At 63.0% G+C, this 15,729-nt stretch carries 15 protein-coding genes and 1 riboswitch; of the genes, 5 read left to right on the plus strand and 10 right to left on the minus strand.

The window, feature by feature from the left end:
* Window positions 1-81: 81 nt before the first annotated feature.
* The gene (locus ACZ5TB_RS10975) at window positions 82-402 is read left to right on the plus strand and encodes a hypothetical protein (RefSeq protein ID WP_464778642.1); all 321 of its coding nucleotides are present in this window, start codon (window positions 82-84) and stop codon (window positions 400-402) included.
* A 237-nt stretch (window positions 403-639) separates the two neighbouring features.
* Here the strand turns inward: ACZ5TB_RS10975 and ACZ5TB_RS10980 are convergent, their stop codons facing one another.
* The 5 genes from ACZ5TB_RS10980 to ACZ5TB_RS11000 all read right to left on the minus strand — a co-directional run bounded on the left by ACZ5TB_RS10980 (window position 640) and on the right by ACZ5TB_RS11000 (window position 5,534).
* A complete protein-coding gene (locus ACZ5TB_RS10980; RefSeq protein ID WP_464791251.1) occupies window positions 640-1,707 on the minus strand; it encodes a nucleotidyltransferase family protein in 1,068 nt (355 codons plus the stop codon).
* Entirely contained in the window at window positions 1,694-2,794 is a 1,101-nt protein-coding gene (locus tag ACZ5TB_RS10985) for a hypothetical protein (protein ID WP_464791252.1), read from the minus strand. Before ACZ5TB_RS10985 ends, ACZ5TB_RS10980 begins: the two co-directional genes overlap by 14 nt.
* Before the next feature lie 59 nt (window positions 2,795-2,853).
* Window positions 2,854-3,129, minus strand: a complete 276-nt coding sequence (locus tag ACZ5TB_RS10990; RefSeq protein WP_464791253.1) for a hypothetical protein — start codon at window positions 3,127-3,129, stop codon at window positions 2,854-2,856.
* Between the two features lie 136 nt (window positions 3,130-3,265).
* Entirely contained in the window at window positions 3,266-5,113 is a 1,848-nt protein-coding gene (thiC, locus tag ACZ5TB_RS10995) for a phosphomethylpyrimidine synthase ThiC (protein ID WP_464791254.1), read from the minus strand.
* A 13-nt stretch (window positions 5,114-5,126) separates the two neighbouring features.
* On the minus strand, window positions 5,127-5,534 hold the full coding sequence (locus tag ACZ5TB_RS11000) for a DUF2065 domain-containing protein (protein ID WP_464778637.1): 408 nt from the start codon (window positions 5,532-5,534) through the stop codon (window positions 5,127-5,129).
* 50 nt (window positions 5,535-5,584) lie between these two features.
* Window positions 5,585-5,695, minus strand: a riboswitch (TPP riboswitch).
* A gap of 79 nt (window positions 5,696-5,774) precedes the next feature.
* Here ACZ5TB_RS11000 and ACZ5TB_RS11005 point away from each other — a divergent pair.
* Window positions 5,775-6,071 carry a hypothetical protein gene (locus tag ACZ5TB_RS11005; RefSeq protein WP_464792540.1) on the plus strand — a complete coding sequence of 99 codons (297 nt, stop codon included), beginning with the start codon at window positions 5,775-5,777 and terminating at the stop codon, window positions 6,069-6,071.
* A gap of 41 nt (window positions 6,072-6,112) precedes the next feature.
* Here ACZ5TB_RS11005 and ACZ5TB_RS11010 read toward each other — a convergent pair whose 3' ends face one another.
* Together ACZ5TB_RS11010 and ACZ5TB_RS11015 are read right to left on the minus strand one after the other, a co-directional pair.
* Window positions 6,113-7,477: a cytochrome P450 gene (locus ACZ5TB_RS11010; RefSeq protein ID WP_464791255.1), complete on the minus strand. Its 1,365-nt coding sequence runs from the start codon at window positions 7,475-7,477 to the stop codon at window positions 6,113-6,115.
* Window positions 7,474-8,601, minus strand: a complete 1,128-nt coding sequence (locus tag ACZ5TB_RS11015; protein ID WP_464791256.1) for a tudor domain-containing protein — start codon at window positions 8,599-8,601, stop codon at window positions 7,474-7,476. The genes ACZ5TB_RS11010 and ACZ5TB_RS11015 overlap by 4 nt, the downstream gene beginning before the upstream one ends.
* 21 nt (window positions 8,602-8,622) lie before the next feature.
* On the opposite strand from ACZ5TB_RS11015, the gene ACZ5TB_RS11020 reads away from it, so the two are divergent.
* Entirely contained in the window at window positions 8,623-8,916 is a 294-nt protein-coding gene (locus tag ACZ5TB_RS11020) for a hypothetical protein (protein WP_464791257.1), read from the plus strand.
* A gap of 5 nt (window positions 8,917-8,921) precedes the next feature.
* On the plus strand, window positions 8,922-9,749 hold the full coding sequence (gene kdsA, locus ACZ5TB_RS11025; RefSeq protein WP_464791258.1) for a 3-deoxy-8-phosphooctulonate synthase: 828 nt from the start codon (window positions 8,922-8,924) through the stop codon (window positions 9,747-9,749).
* A 137-nt stretch (window positions 9,750-9,886) separates the two neighbouring features.
* Here the strand turns inward: kdsA and ACZ5TB_RS11030 are convergent, their stop codons facing one another.
* From ACZ5TB_RS11030 to ACZ5TB_RS11040, 3 genes are all read right to left on the minus strand, one after another.
* Entirely contained in the window at window positions 9,887-11,152 is a 1,266-nt protein-coding gene (locus tag ACZ5TB_RS11030) for a glutamate-5-semialdehyde dehydrogenase (RefSeq protein ID WP_464791259.1), read from the minus strand.
* A gap of 203 nt (window positions 11,153-11,355) precedes the next feature.
* Window positions 11,356-11,982, minus strand: a complete 627-nt coding sequence (locus tag ACZ5TB_RS11035) for a class I SAM-dependent methyltransferase (RefSeq protein WP_464791260.1) — start codon at window positions 11,980-11,982, stop codon at window positions 11,356-11,358.
* A 151-nt stretch (window positions 11,983-12,133) separates the two neighbouring features.
* Window positions 12,134-14,428 carry a CDC48 family AAA ATPase gene (locus ACZ5TB_RS11040; protein ID WP_464791261.1) on the minus strand — a complete coding sequence of 765 codons (2,295 nt, stop codon included), beginning with the start codon at window positions 14,426-14,428 and terminating at the stop codon, window positions 12,134-12,136.
* Between the two features lie 336 nt (window positions 14,429-14,764).
* Here ACZ5TB_RS11040 and ACZ5TB_RS11045 point away from each other — a divergent pair, with 336 nt between their 5' ends.
* A complete protein-coding gene (locus ACZ5TB_RS11045; protein ID WP_196225037.1) occupies window positions 14,765-15,646 on the plus strand; it encodes a LysR substrate-binding domain-containing protein in 882 nt (293 codons plus the stop codon).
* The last annotated feature ends 83 nt before the right edge of the window (window positions 15,647-15,729 follow it).

The following is a 15,729-nucleotide window of genomic DNA, read 5'->3' on the forward strand; positions in this document are numbered from 1 at the left end:
TCAGAGTGGCGACGGAGGGCGTCGAGAAAACCCTGCGACACCAGGGGTGAAGTACCGCTGTTGACATGCTAGGGGTATGAGATGTTTCAAGCACCCGGCCGCAGCGGCACTGTAGAGATCGACGGTTTCAAATATGATTGGGAACTCCTGAGCGAACCTCAGTTGTCTTCTTCCGATGGCTGGAAGGGAATGACTGTCTCCCTACGTCAGAGAGACATGCCGCGCGAAGCCGTGTTGGAATTTCCGGCACCCAAGCGGCTGATGAGAGGATTGCCGAAAGGGCGCTTGCATATCAACGATGCGATTGCTTCGCGAGGGGTGCGGGCAGCATTATCGGCAGGATGGGATCCTGCGTCCCGTGGCAAGCCCACGGTTTTCATGGTTGATGCCAACGGTGACTAAGGGGGCGTAAATCGTGCACGCCGCCATCGCAATATAAATGGTGTCGGGCGAGCATGTTGTAGATTTCCACTTCGCCCTGAATCGCATTTTCGCCTCGAAAATGGCAGCCGCCAGACGCAGGTTCGCTCGGGACTGCGTCGCGCACCATTCTTCTCTCAAGAGAAGCGGAACGCCCGGTCGTTGATCGGAAAGTGCCTTTGGCTGAAGCGGCGCGGCGCCCGCGCAGCAGGGCCTTTCCTATATTTTCCCCAGTTCGTTGCGGATAAACAGCCGTTCCAGACTTTCGCGGCGGGGCATTCCAGAGGCCGCGATCAGCTCGCCGTCGAGCAGCGTCCTCCGGGCGGCGCGGCGGGCGAGGATATAACTGGGATCGAGGAGCGACAGGAAAGTCAGAAAGGGCGCCAGGCCGGGCCAGCGTAACTGGGCGAGGCGTCGTATATATTGGAGCCGCGCACGGATGCCCCACGTCAGGGCGCGTGGCACTTCCATGCCGAGCAATTTGCGCGCCGTGAGCAATTGGGTGCGCATCGCGTTGCGGGCATAGCCGGACTGGAAATGCCGGTTCAGCTCATCCCAATCATCCTGCTGGAAACGGCTGGCGAAGGACTGCATGTCGAGCAAGTGGCGCAGGTCGATCCGGCCGCGCAAATAGTCCCTCCCCTTCAACTGGTCATGCAGCAGCAATATCGCGGTGCATGCAACCGGCGATGGCAGCAGGACGATCCCGCCCGCCAGTTCCAGCAGGGCGGCATTCTGCGCGAGATCGTCAAAGCTATAGGAGAGCGAGTTGATACTGCCATAATCGGGGTGAAGATCGATCGTCGCCGTATCCTGCGGGCGCGAGAGGACAGCGGGCACTCCGGGTTGGGGATCGGACGTGTCGGGGCAGTAACCGATGCCGCGCAGCTGATCGATCATGGGCAGGAAACGATCGGCGGGCACCATCAGGTCGATGTCCGCCAGCATCCGGGCGGCACGCTCCTCCGGTGGCGCATGGGCCAGCCATGCCGTGCCCTTCAGCAGGATCGGCGACACACCGGCCGCGTTCATCGTCGCGGCGGCTTCGTCCAGTTGCGCCATGATGCGATCGTTACGGTCGCCATTGCGCCTTTCCATCTCGGCGAAAAATGTCGCGACATCCGATGGCAGTGCGGGAAAGCGTCCGGCTTTTCTAAGCCGCGCGGCCACGGCGGGGCTGCACAAGGTCTTGTTGGCGAGGGCAATGATGCGGGGCCAATCGGCATGCGAGGGTGTTTGGCCGCGCAGGCAGGACAACAGGCCATTGAGATGATCAAGCCGGATCACAAAACACCCCCAGCAGCGCGGCCGCTTCATCCAAATCGTCATATTCCAGTTCGCAGGTCTGGGCGCCGCCGACGGCGCGGATCAGGCTGTCGATCGCGGGGCGGCTGGCCTCTCCACTGCAAGAGGCGGCTTCGGAGAGCAGATGCTTGACCAGTGCCGTGGGATGTTGCGGGATCAGGCGCGCGGGCGCGCCCTTCGTCCGCCGCAGCTTCAATATCCAGCCCACCGGCAGGGGCGCTTGCCCGGATGGCGGTGACAAGGCGAGGTAACGCACCCGCCGCCCATCGGGCCGCCAATGGATCAGCGGCTGAAGCTGCCCCGGGTAACGCGCGGCCATCATCGGCCAGGCGCCCGATTTGACGGTTGGCAGAAAGGGAAGGCCGAGCACGTGACCGTCGGATCCCAGCATGCTGATGTCGTCGCCATGATAGGCAAAGCCGCTGCCGATCAGCCACGAGGTCAGGGTCGTCTTCCCCGCCCCCGGAGGCCCGGTCAGCAGGAGCGCCTTTCCATTGCGGCTGACGCAGCCCGCATGCAGCGCCAGGTTCCAGCAGGGATCATCGATGATGTCCTGGATGATCTGCGCCTTGACCAGGGTCGCCGCCTGATGGCGTTGAAGGACGGAGGCATTGCCCGCATCACGGCTGAAGAGGCAAAGCCCGTTACTTTGCCAGAGATGATAGAGGGTGCAGGACGGCGCTGGGGCGGCTTCCGTTTGGAGATGGACGAAAAGCGGTGCCACGTGCCGTACCAGCGCCTCGTCATGATAGCGCAGCATGAGCGCGCGACCGCCAAGCGATATGGATTGCGTCAGGATGGGGGCGGATGCGGGCGGTCGGACAGTGGCCTGGACCAGCCCGGAGTGGGACCATTCCGCCAGCACGGTGTCGAGCATGGATGCGGCATGATCGACGCCCCGGTCGGCAACTTCCTGCGAGAGTTGCGACAAGGACACGCCGTCCTCAAGGCGGCATCCGATATAGCCTGCTATCTGGTTCAGTTCATAAATGGCGTGCCGGGACTGCGAAACGATCACCGGCTGATTGCCGATAAAGGTCATCGAAGTCCCGGGTGTAAGGCGCAGCATCAGTTCCGCCCCGTCAGGGCGCTCCGCCCGTTCGCCATCAATCAGCTGAACCTTGGCGTTCAGGGCCTGTTGCCCGGATTGCCGGGGCCGGTGCCGGGGCCGTCATTGATCGGTGGGTTGCCCGGGGGCTGGGGATCGGGGCCGTTGCCGACACCATTATTGCCCTTGGGGCCGCCGCCGCCGCCGCCGCCCGATGCCGCAATCGCCTGTGACGACAGGGAGGTCGATAACATGATCGTCATCGCTGGGGGAACGGTCGCCGCGAAGCGACCACAGGTTTTCAGAAAGCGGCGGCGATCTTCGGCCGCAGCCAGAATGGTGGGTTCCTCAGCCAAGGTAGCCTCCTCTTTTTCAGGGTTGAGGCAAGCTACCACCTGGGTCGGGCCGACCGCACTGCTATGGCGGGGTATATCAGAAGGTATAACCCCGCCCGCTCTCTACAGCCTATGATATTTCATAGGCTTGGTTGGATCAGTCCGGAGCTGGCAGGTAAATCTCGCCCCCCTTGGTCTTAAAAGTCTCGCTCATTTCGGCCATGCCTTTTTCCGCATCTTCGGCCGCGATGAATGAGTCGGCGGGTTGGTTTTGCTTCGCTGCGAAGTCCCTGACCTCCTGCGTGATCTTCATCGAGCAGAACTTTGGCCCGCACATGGAGCAGAAATGCGCGGTCTTCGCGCCTTCGGCGGGCAGGGTCTGGTCATGATATTTCTCGGCCGTGTCGGGATCGAGCGACAGGTTGAACTGGTCGCGCCAGCGGAATTCGAAGCGCGCGCGGGAGAGCGCGTCGTCGCGGACCTTTGCGGCGGGGTGGCCCTTAGCAAGGTCAGCCGCATGGGCGGCGAGTTTGTAGGTGACGACGCCGACCTTGACGTCATCGCGGTCGGGCAGGCCCAGATGCTCCTTGGGCGTGACGTAGCAGAGCATCGCGGTGCCGTACCAGCCGATCATCGCCGCGCCGATGCCGCTGGTGATATGGTCATAGCCCGGTGCGATGTCGGTGGTTAGCGGCCCCAATGTGTAGAAGGGCGCCTCGCCGCAGGCTTCGAGCTGCTTTTCCATATTCTGCTTGATCTTGTGCATGGGCACATGGCCCGGCCCTTCGATCATCACCTGCACATCCTGTTCCCAGGCGCGCTTCGTCAGCTCACCCAGCGTGTACAGCTCGGCGAACTGCGCTTCGTCATTGGCGTCGGCGATCGAACCTGGGCGCAGGCCGTCGCCCAGCGAATAGGCGATGTCGTAGGCCTTCATGATCTGCGTGATCTCATCGAAATGCTCGTAGAGGAAGCTTTCCTTGTGATGGGCAAGGCACCATTTCGCCATGATCGACCCGCCGCGCGAGACGATGCCGGTGACGCGCTTGGCGGTCATCGGGATATAGGGCAGGCGCACGCCCGCATGGATGGTGAAATAGTCGACGCCCTGTTCGGCCTGCTCGATCAGCGTGTCGCGGAAAATGTCCCAGGTCAGTTCCTCGGCGATGCCGCCGACCTTTTCCAGCGCCTGATAGATGGGCACGGTGCCGATGGGCACGGGCGAGTTGCGCATGATCCATTCGCGGGTGTCGTGGATGTTGCGGCCGGTCGACAGGTCCATCACCGTGTCCGCGCCCCAGCGGATCGACCAGACCAGCTTATCGACCTCACTTGCCACGTCGGAGGCGACGGCCGAATTGCCGATATTGGCGTTGATCTTCACCAGGAAGTTGCGGCCGATCGCCATCGGCTCGCTTTCCGCGTGATTGATGTTCGACGGGATGATGGCGCGACCACGGGCGACCTCATCGCGCACAAATTCCGGCGTCACATAGTCGGGGATTTCTGCGCCCCAATCCTGACCGTCGCGGACATATTCGGCGAGGCGGGCACGACCGAGATTCTCGCGCTCGGCGACATATTCCATCTCTGGCGTGATGATGCCGCGACGGGCATAGTGCATCTGGGAGACGTTCATGCCCGGCTTGGCGCGCAAGGGGCGCTTGACGACATGGGGGAAGGGCTGGACGCCGCCGCTGCGGTCGGGGCCTTTGAGGCCATTGTCTTCCGGCTGGATGGCGCGGGCGTCATATTCTTCCACATCGCCCCGGCCGATGATCCAGTCGCGGCGCAGCGTGGGCAGGCCCGCCATGATGTCAATGCGGGCATTGGGATCGGTGTAGGGACCGGAGGTGTCGTAGACCCGGACGGGCGGCTCGCCACTGCCGGGTTCGAGGTCGATCTCGCGCATGGCGACCTTCAGCGGACCGACATGGATCTTGCGGCTGCCGCGAATGGGGCCGGTGGTGACGCGCATTTCGGTGCGGGCGGGAACATCTGCCATAGGTTTCGTCCTTTCAGGCGGTGATAGTGGCGCGGCCCGTCAGGCCAGCGAGGAAGAGCAAGATGCCGAGCAGGATCGAGATCACTGCCCAGGCGCGGGTAAATTGGACCGCTGAGCGGCCGATGCGGAGAAGCGGCGCGGGCGTGGCTAGCAGCAGCGCACCTTCAACCAGCGCGACATAGCCGATCAGGCTGACGATGACGGCAAGCGGATCGGTCCAGATGCTGTGGATGAGGACGAGGGCAGCGCCGACCGCGAAGACGGGGAAGCCGAGCGCCATGACAAGGCCGGGCGAGCGTTCCAGATCGTCCATCATCGCGCGCCAGCGAGACGGCGCGGCAAAGCCGCCGATGCCGACGACGATCATGTATAATCCGATCGCCTCGGAAAGACGCAGGGTGAGGATGGAGATTGTGTCCATGGCAGTTCCATCCTCCTCTTCTTCACTGGGCGGAAGGAGGGCGGACATGCCGGTGACAAGCCGTCCCTCCCTACGCCGGTCTTATCCGGATCAGGTTCAGCGGGTCGCAGCCACATCAGCCGCCTCTCAACCGCTTGTGAGCGGTCCCCCGGGGATTGGGTGGCGATAGCCGAAATGTGCAGGCGACGCCAGCCCATTGCGCTGGACATGGGACGGGCTTTGCCGCTTTTATGGCAGGCGATGAAGCATCATGATCTGTCCACGAAAGAAGGGCGCAAGGCGCACCGGCATGAACTGCGTATGGTGGCCGTGCGGCCGAGGCGGTGGGGATTGTGGCTGCTGACGGCTGGGTTCCTGCTGGTGCTGACTCCATCCGCGCTGAATGTGCATAGCCTGTTCGGGCTGTGGCCGCCGATGTTGGGGGCGATTTGCGTGATTGTCGGCGTGCCGTTGCTGGTGGCGAGCGTGGTGCTGAAGCGGCGCTATGTGCGGGAGCGTGCGGCGGGACAGGTGATGGTGGAGCGGGTTAGGGGTTAACAGACCTGTTCTCCCCTCCCGTTTGCGGGAGGGGGAATGAGTTAGGCTTCGAACATCAGCTTCATGCCGGTTCTCGGCCTTATCGTCAGGCGGCTGATCGGTTCGGGCTTGAACCCTTCCGGCACGGATAACCGATAGCGGCGCAGGACGCTGGCGATCACGGTCATCACCTCCTGCTGGGCGAAACCCGCGCCGACACAGACGCGGGGGCCGCGGCCGAAGGGGAACCAGGCCTGTTTCACCATCTCCGCATTGGCGGGATCGTCGAAGCGATCGGGATCAAAGCTGTGCGGGCAGCCCCAATTATCCTTGTTGCGCTGGGTGAGCCATGGCGCGACGACCAGCATCGCGCCTTCCTCAAGATTCTTGTCGCGCATGGGCATCGGGCAAGGCACTTCGCGCGGGAAGAAGGCGACGGGGGGATAGAGGCGCAGCGTTTCGCGGAAGATGTTGCGGACGTGGCCCATGTCCTTGAGCATCGCGGCGGTGAGTGGGGCATCGCCAGCCAGCGCCACCACTTCGGCACGCGCGGCGTCCTGGATATGCGCGCATTCCGCCAGCATGTAGAGCGCCCAGGTCATGGTGCTGGCAGATGTTTCATGGCCCGCGAGGAAGACGGTGGATACCTGATCCATCACCTGTTGCAGGGTGAAGGGATCGCCGGTTTCGGGATGCTTCGCTTCGATCAGCGACTGGAGGATATCCTTGTGCGGTGACTCGCCGCGCCCATGGAAGCCCTGATAGCGGGCTTCTACGATCGGGCGGAACACATCGTGGATCGCTTTGGCGGGCTTTAGCGACCGCTGCTCGAACCAGCGCGCGGGGAAGCCGTAGAGACGCAGCATCGATGCGCTGTGGGCGTAGCGCTGGAACTTGCCGAATGCGTTGTGGATGATGTTGGAACGATGCTCGTCCAGCGCTTCGGAAAAGAGCGTGCGGAAGATGATGTCGGCGGCGACATGGGTCATCATCGGGTCGATATCGACGGGCTTCGTCCGATCAGCGGCATCGATGCGGGCGAGCAGATCGTCGGCGGCGGCGACCATCAGCGGCATGGATCGGTGCAGCGCGGTATGGGCGAAGGCCGGGTTCACCATGGCGCGCTGGCTTTCCCAATCCTCGCCATTGGCGGAAAAGACGCTGTTGCCGATCAGGGGCGAAAGGTTGCGCACCAGTTCGCGGTGCTTGGGGAAGGCGGTGCCGCCGCGCAGGATCTTGTCCACCAGCGGCAGTTCGTTCGCGATATACATGATCTGGCCGGGCATGCGGATTTCGCCCAGCTTCATCGTGTAGCTTTTTTCGAACAGCACATGAATCCAGCTGTGCCAACCGCGCAGGAAGCGCTTCATCAGGCCGCGCTTGGTCCGGGGTGGCTGCGGATAGGGAGGCGTGAAGGGTTCGGTCACGGGATGGCCCTGAATGCGGCGATGGCTTCGTTGATGGTGCGGCGGCCTGCGGTCAGGCTGACATAGTCGACCGGCGAGAGGCGGTCGCCGACGCGCAGATAGTCGAAATGCGCTTCATATTTGTTCGACCAGCCGCTGTGATAATTTTCTGGATCGTAGAAGAGGTGGAAGCGCGGCGAGAGCAGATCAACGCTCGCGGCGCAGCGATCCGACACGAGGCGGATCGGGTGGACGTCATGATAGGCGGCGCCATCCGGGGGCGCGGAGAAATCGACGAGGCGGAACTGCCCCTCGTCCAGCGCCTTCAGGTCGGCATGATACCAGCGCGCGTCCTTGCGCAGCGCGATGACGGGGACGACTTGGCCGAGCGTCAAGGCGGTGAAGTTGTCCGGTAGCGGTCTGCCCTCGCGCAGTTCCAGTATGCGGCGAAGGACGCTCATCGCGTAGATGGTGCCGTTGCTGTGGGAGGCGAAGATGACTTCGTCCCATGGGCCGTCGATTTCCTGCACGATGCGGGCGGCGAACTGGTCGAGGCGGGCGTCCATTTCCTCGCCGGGACCACGCGCGGCGACGCTGTGGTTGTAATACATGAAGCGCAGCAGCCAGGGTACGATTAGTTTGTTAAGCAATCGGCCCGAAAGCAGGGTGCTGGCGCCGATGCCGATCAAAGCTGCCGCCCAGAAAGGCATGAACAGCGACAGCAGTAACGCCGGGACCAGCGCCAACACGAGCGGGATCAGGATAGCGAGCAGCGGCGGGTAGAGGATGGTGATGACGGGGCCGGGCCGCAGCTTGCGCATGCGCAGGAACTGCATGTGCCGTGCATGGGCGAAGTAGGTGGCGATCGATCGCCATGCGAGAAGCAGCGGATTGCGGATCCACACCTTGCCGACCAGATCCTCCCACCGGAGGAATTCATAATCGGTTTCGACCCCGGCGCTGTGGTTGCTAACGGTCCAGATCGCGGAGGAGGCCGGGCCAGAGCGGCGCGCGCTTACCTCCACCTGCTCGCCCGAGAGGCGCGCATAGCGCTCCACCTGCTCACGATAGAGTTGGTGATAAAAACGTACCCCGCGCGGATCGAAACCGCCAAGGTAGAAGACTTTACGCTTGAACTTTTGCACGGCCCTGTTCCACATCGGGCCATGACGACACCCGAACGCGATTACTGCTATTTCATAGATCACCGCAAATACAACCGAAACATCGGCTGTCGTCGCCATGACAATGCCTATGGCATCAATGGCGGCGGCAGCGAGCGGGACCGGTGGCGGGCGGATTTCGTCTTTTACCGGCATATGCGCGGCAATGGCGATCCGATGGCACTGCCTGCGCTGCTCGCCTGCCTGATGTTCGGCTGGTTCTGCTGGAACTATCATCCGGGCAAGGGGCTGTGGCGGGGACAGCTCTTGCGCCGTTTTACGAAAGCGCCGAAGTGAGCGGCATGACACAGCAACGCCATGTTTCGATCGGGCCGGTGACGATCGGCAACGATCTGCCCTTCGTCCTGATTTCCGGCCCCTGCCAGATTGAGAGCCGCGATCATGCGATGATGATGGCCGAGCGGCTGGCGGGGGTCGCGCGCAAGTCGGGCGTGCCGTTCATCTTCAAATCCTCCTTCGACAAGGCGAACCGGACTTCGGTGTCGGGTCAGCGTGGTGTGGGGATCGATGCGGGGCTGGCGGTCCTGGCTGAGGTGAAGACGCAGTTGGGCTGTCCGGTACTGACCGACGTGCATGAGGCGGGGCAAGTGGAGGCGGCGGCGCAGGCGGTCGATATTTTGCAAATCCCGGCCTTTTTATGTCGCCAGACGGACCTGCTGCTGGCGGCCGGGCGGACGGGCGCTGTGGTGAATGTGAAGAAGGGGCAGTTCCTTGCTCCCTGGGACATGGCGGCGGTGGCGCAGAAGGTCGCCTCCACCGGCAATGAGCGCATATTGCTGACGGAGCGCGGGGCGAGCTTTGGCTACAATACGCTGGTCAGCGATATGCGGTCGCTGCCGGTGATGGGAGAGACCGGCTATCCGGTGGTGTTCGATGCCACCCATTCGGTGCAGCAGCCGGGTGGGCTGGGGTCAGCTTCGGGTGGTCAGCGGGAATTTGCGCCGGTGCTGGCGCGCAGTGCGGTGGCGACGGGCGTCGCGGCGGTGTTTGCCGAGGCGCATGATGATCCGGATCGGGCGCCTTCGGATGGGCCTGTCATGCTGCCGTTGGAGTGGATGGGGCCGCTGCTGGCGAAGTTGAAGGCTATCGATGAGGCGGTGAAGGGCTAAAGAAGCCGATCCCGTACATTAAAATCTACCCCGTTCAGGCTGAGCTTGTCGAAGCCTCTTCCTTCTTAAAGAAGTAAAGCCCTTCGACAGGCTCAGGGCGAACGGGGTGGAGTAATTGCGATAGACGCAAATTGAACTTACGGCCGCGTTTGACCCGTTCCGCGCACCAGCCATTTGTAGGTGGTGAGGCCTTCCAGTGCCACCGGGCCGCGCGCGTGGAGGCGGCCGGTTGAGATGCCGATCTCCGCGCCAAGGCCGAACTCGCCGCCGTCGGCAAACTGGGTGGACGCGTTCCACATCACGATGGCGCTGTCGACCGCGTTTAGGAAGCGCTCGGCTTTCTCCGCATCTTCGGTGATGATCGCGTCGGTGTGATGGCTGGCGTGGGCGGCGATATGAGCGAGCGCTTCGTTCAGCCCGTCGACCAGCCGCACGGAAACGATCGCGTCGAGATATTCGGTATCCCAATCCTCGTCCGATGCAGGGATCACGCGCGCGTCCATCGCCTGCACCGCTGCATCGCCGCGCACTTCGCACCTGGCATCGAGCAGCGCTTTCACGATGGCGGGCGCGGCACCGAAAGCCTTGTCGATCAGCACCGTCTCGGTCGCGCCGCAGATGCCCGTCCGGCGCATCTTGGCGTTGACGATCAACTTGGCGGCCATGTCCGGATCGGCCGCGCCATCGACATAGCTGTGGTTGATGCCGTCGAGATGCGCGAGCACGGGCACGCGCGCTTCCTCCTGCACGCGCGCGACCAGGCTCTTGCCCCCGCGCGGGACGATGAGGTCGATGAAGTCCGAAGCCTTGAGCAATGCGCCCACGACGGCGCGATCCGTCGTCGGCACCAATTGTACCGCGTCGGCGGGGAGGCCCGCAGCGGCTATGCCTTCGGCCATCGCGGCGTGGATGGCGCGATTGCTCTCCTTCGCTTCGCTGCCGCCGCGCAGGATGACGGCGTTGCCCGCGCGCAGGCAGAGCGCAGCGGCGTCGGCGGTCACATTGGGGCGGCTTTCATAGATGATGCCGATGACGCCCAGGGGTACGCGGACGCGCGAAAGCTCCATGCCGTTGGGCCGGACCTGCTTGTCGATGACGCTGCCGAGCGGATTGTCGAGGCTCGCGACCTGATCGACGCCAGCAGCCGTTGCCGCCACGCGGGCTTCGTCAAGGCGCAGACGGTCGAGCATAGCTGGCGAGAGACCATTGGCGGCGGCGTTTTCCACGTCGCGCGCGTTTGCGGCAAGGATTTGCGGCGCCTGATCCCGAAGCGCCTGCGCGGCACGGCGCAGTGCGTCGATCTTCTGCGCGTCACTTGCGCTGGCCAGCGTCGCGGCAGCGGCACGGGCGCGCGCGCCCATCGCGGCAATCAGCATTTCGGGAGTCTGGGTCAGGTCATTCATCTGGTCGAGCCTTTCGCCCGCGCCCTTAGCATGAAAGCGTCGCGGGGCGAAAGGCGCTGGACGGGTTTTGGCTCCGCTATAGCATTACGGAGCGCATCTCGATCCAACCAATATGCCGGGCTGAACTTGCCGAAGCCCTCCACCTACTTGAAGAGAAGAAAGGCCCTTCGACAGGCTCAGGGCGAACGGGATGGGGTTATATTTCAGGCGGCCTGCGCCAGACTTTCCGCCTTCAGCGCGCGGAAGGTGCGGCATGGCGGAATGTTGCGCCATTCGACCCGCTCGGCGATCTCGTTGAATTGCCCAGCAAGCAGCCGACGGACATATGCCGAATATTGATAGACCAGAAATTCGCCGCCCGGCCGCAGCGCGCGCTGCGTTTCCGCGCAGATCAACTCGCCGACGCCATCCGGCAACGTGGAGAAGGGAATGCCCGAGAGGATATAATCAGCCTGCCGATGCCCGGCTTCAACAATGAAGCGACGCACGTCCGCAGCCGACCCGTGTACGACCCGCAGGCGGGGATCATCGATCTGCGCCTCCAGCCAGGCGACGAAATCCAGGTTAAGATCGATCGCCACCAGTTTCGCGTCTGGGTGCATGCGTTCCAGGATCGGCCGGGTGAAGGTGCCGACGCCCGGCCCATATTCCACGAACAGGCGCGTGCGCTGCCAATCCACCCGATCCAGCATGCTGTCCACCAGCGCAGCCGAAGAGGGGATCACGGAACCGATCATCCCGGGATGCTTCATGAACTGGCGGAAAAACATGCTCCACTGACCCAGAAATGACGCCGGATCTGCTTTTTTCTTCAAGGGAATGGAGGCCATCAATACTCGCCTGTTTGCCTTCACGTCTGGGCCTTGCAAATATCGGCAAGCCTGGCAAGCCGCTTTGCATGCTGTCGGGCATAATGCCCGGCCATGGGTAAGCGAACGCGCGGACTGCGGATGGGTTCAATCCGCAATCCGCTAGCCCTTGTTAAGACTGCGATTCGCGGGATCGGAGCATCCCCGGCGTCACAAAGCCGATGGGATCGACCCGCATGGCGCTCTGCTTCAGCTGGGACTGAATCTTTTCATATTCATGCTCCATTTCTGGCGTCACCGACGCGCGGGTTTCCTCAAGCGCCTCATTGAAATGCGCCTGCTCGACCCGCTCCACCGAGAGGGATTGGCGCAGTGCGATCAGACCGGCGCGGCGGACCAGATCTTCCAGGTCCGCGCCGGTGAACCGCTCGGTTCGTTCCGCCAGATCATCCAGATCGACATCCTCGCCCAGCGGCATCTTGCCGGTATGGATCGCCAGGATGCGCCTGCGCCCTGCCTTGTCGGGCACGGGAACATAGATGAGCTCGTCGAAACGGCCCGGGCGCAGCAGCGCCGGGTCGATCAGCGTCGGCCGGTTGGTTGCGCCGATGACGACGACCGATTGCAGTTCTTCCAGCCCATCCATCTCGGAGAGGATTGTGTTCACCACCCGCTCCGTCACCGCTGGTTCGCCAAGGCCACCGCCACGCGCGGGGACAAGGCTGTCCAGCTCATCGATGAAGATAACCGTAGGCGCCACCTGCCGCGCGCGGGCGAACAGGCGCGCGATCTGCTGCTCGCTTTCGCCATACCATTTGGACAGCAGATCGCTGGACTTGGTTGCGATGAAGTTCGCCTGCGCCTCCCGTGCGACCGCCTTGGCCAGCAGCGTCTTGCCCGTACCCGGAGGACCGTAGAGCAGGAAGCCCTTGGCCGGACGGATGCCGATACGGCGGAAGGCGTCAGGGTCTTTCAGCGGCAGCTCGACCCCTTCCTTCAAGCGCATCTGCGCTTCGTCCAGACCGCCGATATCGGACCAGCCGATATTGGGCGCCTGCACCATCACTTCGCGCATCGCCGAAGGCTGCACCCGCTTGATCGCCGCCATGAAGTCTTCGCGCGTGACGGACAATTCCTCCAGCACGTCGGGCGGGATGATCCCTTCCTCCAGATTGAGGCGCGGCATGAAACGGCGGACCGTCTCGATCGCCGCCTCCCGCGTGAGCGCCGCCAGGTCCGCGCCGACAAAGCCATAGGTCATACGCGCGAGTTCGCCCAGATCAACGCCCTCGGCCAGCGGCATGCCGCGGGTGTGGATGCCCATGATCTCACGACGCCCGCGCTCGTCGGGAACGCCGACGATGATCTCGCGGTCGAAGCGGCCGGGGCGGCGCAGTGCCTCGTCAATCGCCTCGGGCCTGTTGGTGGCGGCGATGACGACCAGATTGGTGCGCGGCTCCAGCCCGTCCATCAGCGTTAGCAACTGCGCGACAAGCCGCTTTTCGGTCTCGCCCGTCACGCTGCCGCGCTTGGGCGCGATCGAATCGATCTCGTCTATGAACAGGATCGATGGCGAGGACTTGGCCGCTGCCTCGAATATCTCGCGCAGCTGCTTTTCCGATTCGCCATAGGCCGAGCCCATGATCTCCGGCCCGTTGATCAGGAAGAACTCAGCCTCCGATTCATTGGCGACGGCGCGGGCGAGGCGCGTCTTGCCCGTGCCCGGCGGGCCATGGAGCAGCACGCCCTTGGGCGGATCGACGCCCAGCCGTTCGAACAATTCGGGGTAGCGTAGCGGCAGCTCCACCATTTCGCGCAGCTGGTCGATCGCTTCGGCCATGCCGCCGACATCATCATAAGTGACATCGGCACGCCGGGACTCCTTTGGCTCCTCATATTCGGCGCGCAGGTCGATTTCGGTATCAGCGTCGATCTGCACGAAGCCCTTGGGCATGGTCGATACCACGATCAGCCGGATTTCCTGCAGCGCATAGGCGGGTGCCGCGAGCATCTGGCGCAGCTGCGGGGGCATGTCGCTTGGTGGAACCTGTTGTTGGCCTGCCGTTGCAACGACGTCGCCAGCGCCGAGCGGGCGCTGAAAGAAGACCCGTTTCAACGCGTCCGGATTGCCCTGGAGCCGCAGGTTATTTTGTGCAGGTGCGAAAACGACCCGTTGCGCCGGGCGAGGCTCGATCTTGGTTATATGCACGAAATCGCCGGACCCGACGCCGGCATTGGCGCGCTGCAACCCATCGAGCCGAAGAACGTCAAGCCCTTCATCTTCCTTATAGGGCCGGACCACGCGGGCAGGCGTCGACCGCTTCCCCGCGATCTCGATCACGTCGCCCTCGGCCAGATGAAGTTCCGCCATTACCGCCAGCGGAATGCGCGCAAGCCCGCGTCCTGCGTCTTCGGGTCGCGCATTCGCTACCTGAATTCGGCGTTCCGCGCTTTCCTGTTCGGCCATTGCCATCCCCATTCTTGTCACTGCGTAACGAGATAGGAAACGCCGGTCGCCAAGGAAAGGGGCCAGCGTTCATGACGGGCCGGAACAAAAAAAGGGCCGACCCGAAGGCCAGCCCGAAAAGTTTTAGGAGAGGATGCCTGAAAGGCCTTTCCTATGTGCGGTGCAGCATGACATTTTGCAATTGCGAAAAGAACGAGACAGTTGCAAAATTTGCATCTTACCGGTTGACGCTTTTTCATGCTGGTGAAAAGAGGATGACTTGGGATAGGCCGATCACCCTTCGACGCGCATCGATGTCGCGTCGCAACAGAGTTATGGCTTAACTACAGATCGATTATGCGCAGACTGCCGCCCCTTACCGCCCTAGAGGCCTTTGTTCAGGTAGCCCGTCTTGGCTCGGTCAAGGCTGCGGCTGAAGAACTGGCGCTGTCCACGCCCGCGCTCAGCCGCCGGGTTCAGGCGTTGGAACGATTCATCGGTCGCCCGCTGTTCGACCGCAAGCATCAGGCGTTGGAAATCAATGCCGATGGCCAGAAGCTGCTCGACGACATCGCGCCCGCGCTGGATTCGCTGAGCCAGGCGCTGGAGAATATTCAGAGCGGCGGCAACCAGCTTCGCCTGCGCCTAGCGGTGATGCCGCTGTTCGCGACGCAGCGGCTGTTCCCCCATCTGGGCGCGTTGCGGCAGAAGCATCCGCAATTGCACATCGACATCGAAACGACGCCGCATGCCGTGGCGCGGCTGGGCGAAGGGCTGGACGCGGCGATCGTGCTTGCGAAGGATATCGACCCGGCGCTTTATGCCCATGAGCTGGACCATGACGAAGTTTATCTGATCGGTCGCAAGGCGCTGCTCGAATCGCCGCAGAAGATCGCGACTCCCGCGGACCTGGCGGAGCACACCATCCTGCTTCACCGCGACATGAACCTGTCCTTCGATGCGTGGAAGGAAGCGGTGGGATTGCCGGACCTGCAGCCGCTGGCGATCGACAATTATGATTCGGGCCAGTTGATGCTGGAGGCGGCGGCACAGGGCTTGGGCGTTGCGGTCATGCATGCGAGCCACTTCAAGGAAGCGGACGACGCACGGCTCGTTCGTCTGTTCCCCGAAACGCGGGTGGAGAGCCCCTATCGCTATTATTTCGTCTGTCGGCCCCGCGCCTTGCAGACACGCGCGGTGCGCATTTTCCGTGACTGGCTGATCGCGGCGGATATCTGATCGACGCCAATATTGTCGGTGAATCGGGGGCTGGGCTTTTTTTGATTCCCGCGCTCTTAACCTTAGTCAGTTCGATCCGTTAT

The sequence above is a fragment of the Sphingobium sp. TomTYG74 genome, assembly GCF_055393875.1.

Coding starts and splice junctions, on each gene's coding strand:
- ACZ5TB_RS10975 (WP_464778642.1), top strand. CDS start 82: ATGTTTCAAGCACCCGGCCGCAGCGGCACTGTAGAGATCGACGGTTTC.
- ACZ5TB_RS10985 (WP_464791252.1), bottom strand. CDS start 2,794: ATGCTGCGCCTTACACCCGGGACTTCGATGACCTTTATCGGCAATCAG.
- thiC (WP_464791254.1), bottom strand. CDS start 5,113: ATGGCAGATGTTCCCGCCCGCACCGAAATGCGCGTCACCACCGGCCCC.
- ACZ5TB_RS11000 (WP_464778637.1), bottom strand. CDS start 5,534: ATGGACACAATCTCCATCCTCACCCTGCGTCTTTCCGAGGCGATCGGA.
- ACZ5TB_RS11005 (WP_464792540.1), top strand. CDS start 5,775: ATGAAGCATCATGATCTGTCCACGAAAGAAGGGCGCAAGGCGCACCGG.
- ACZ5TB_RS11020 (WP_464791257.1), top strand. CDS start 8,623: ATGACGACACCCGAACGCGATTACTGCTATTTCATAGATCACCGCAAA.
- kdsA (WP_464791258.1), top strand. CDS start 8,922: ATGACACAGCAACGCCATGTTTCGATCGGGCCGGTGACGATCGGCAAC.
- ACZ5TB_RS11030 (WP_464791259.1), bottom strand. CDS start 11,152: ATGAATGACCTGACCCAGACTCCCGAAATGCTGATTGCCGCGATGGGC.
- ACZ5TB_RS11035 (WP_464791260.1), bottom strand. CDS start 11,982: ATGGCCTCCATTCCCTTGAAGAAAAAAGCAGATCCGGCGTCATTTCTG.
- ACZ5TB_RS11040 (WP_464791261.1), bottom strand. CDS start 14,428: ATGGCCGAACAGGAAAGCGCGGAACGCCGAATTCAGGTAGCGAATGCG.
- ACZ5TB_RS11045 (WP_196225037.1), top strand. CDS start 14,765: ATGCGCAGACTGCCGCCCCTTACCGCCCTAGAGGCCTTTGTTCAGGTA.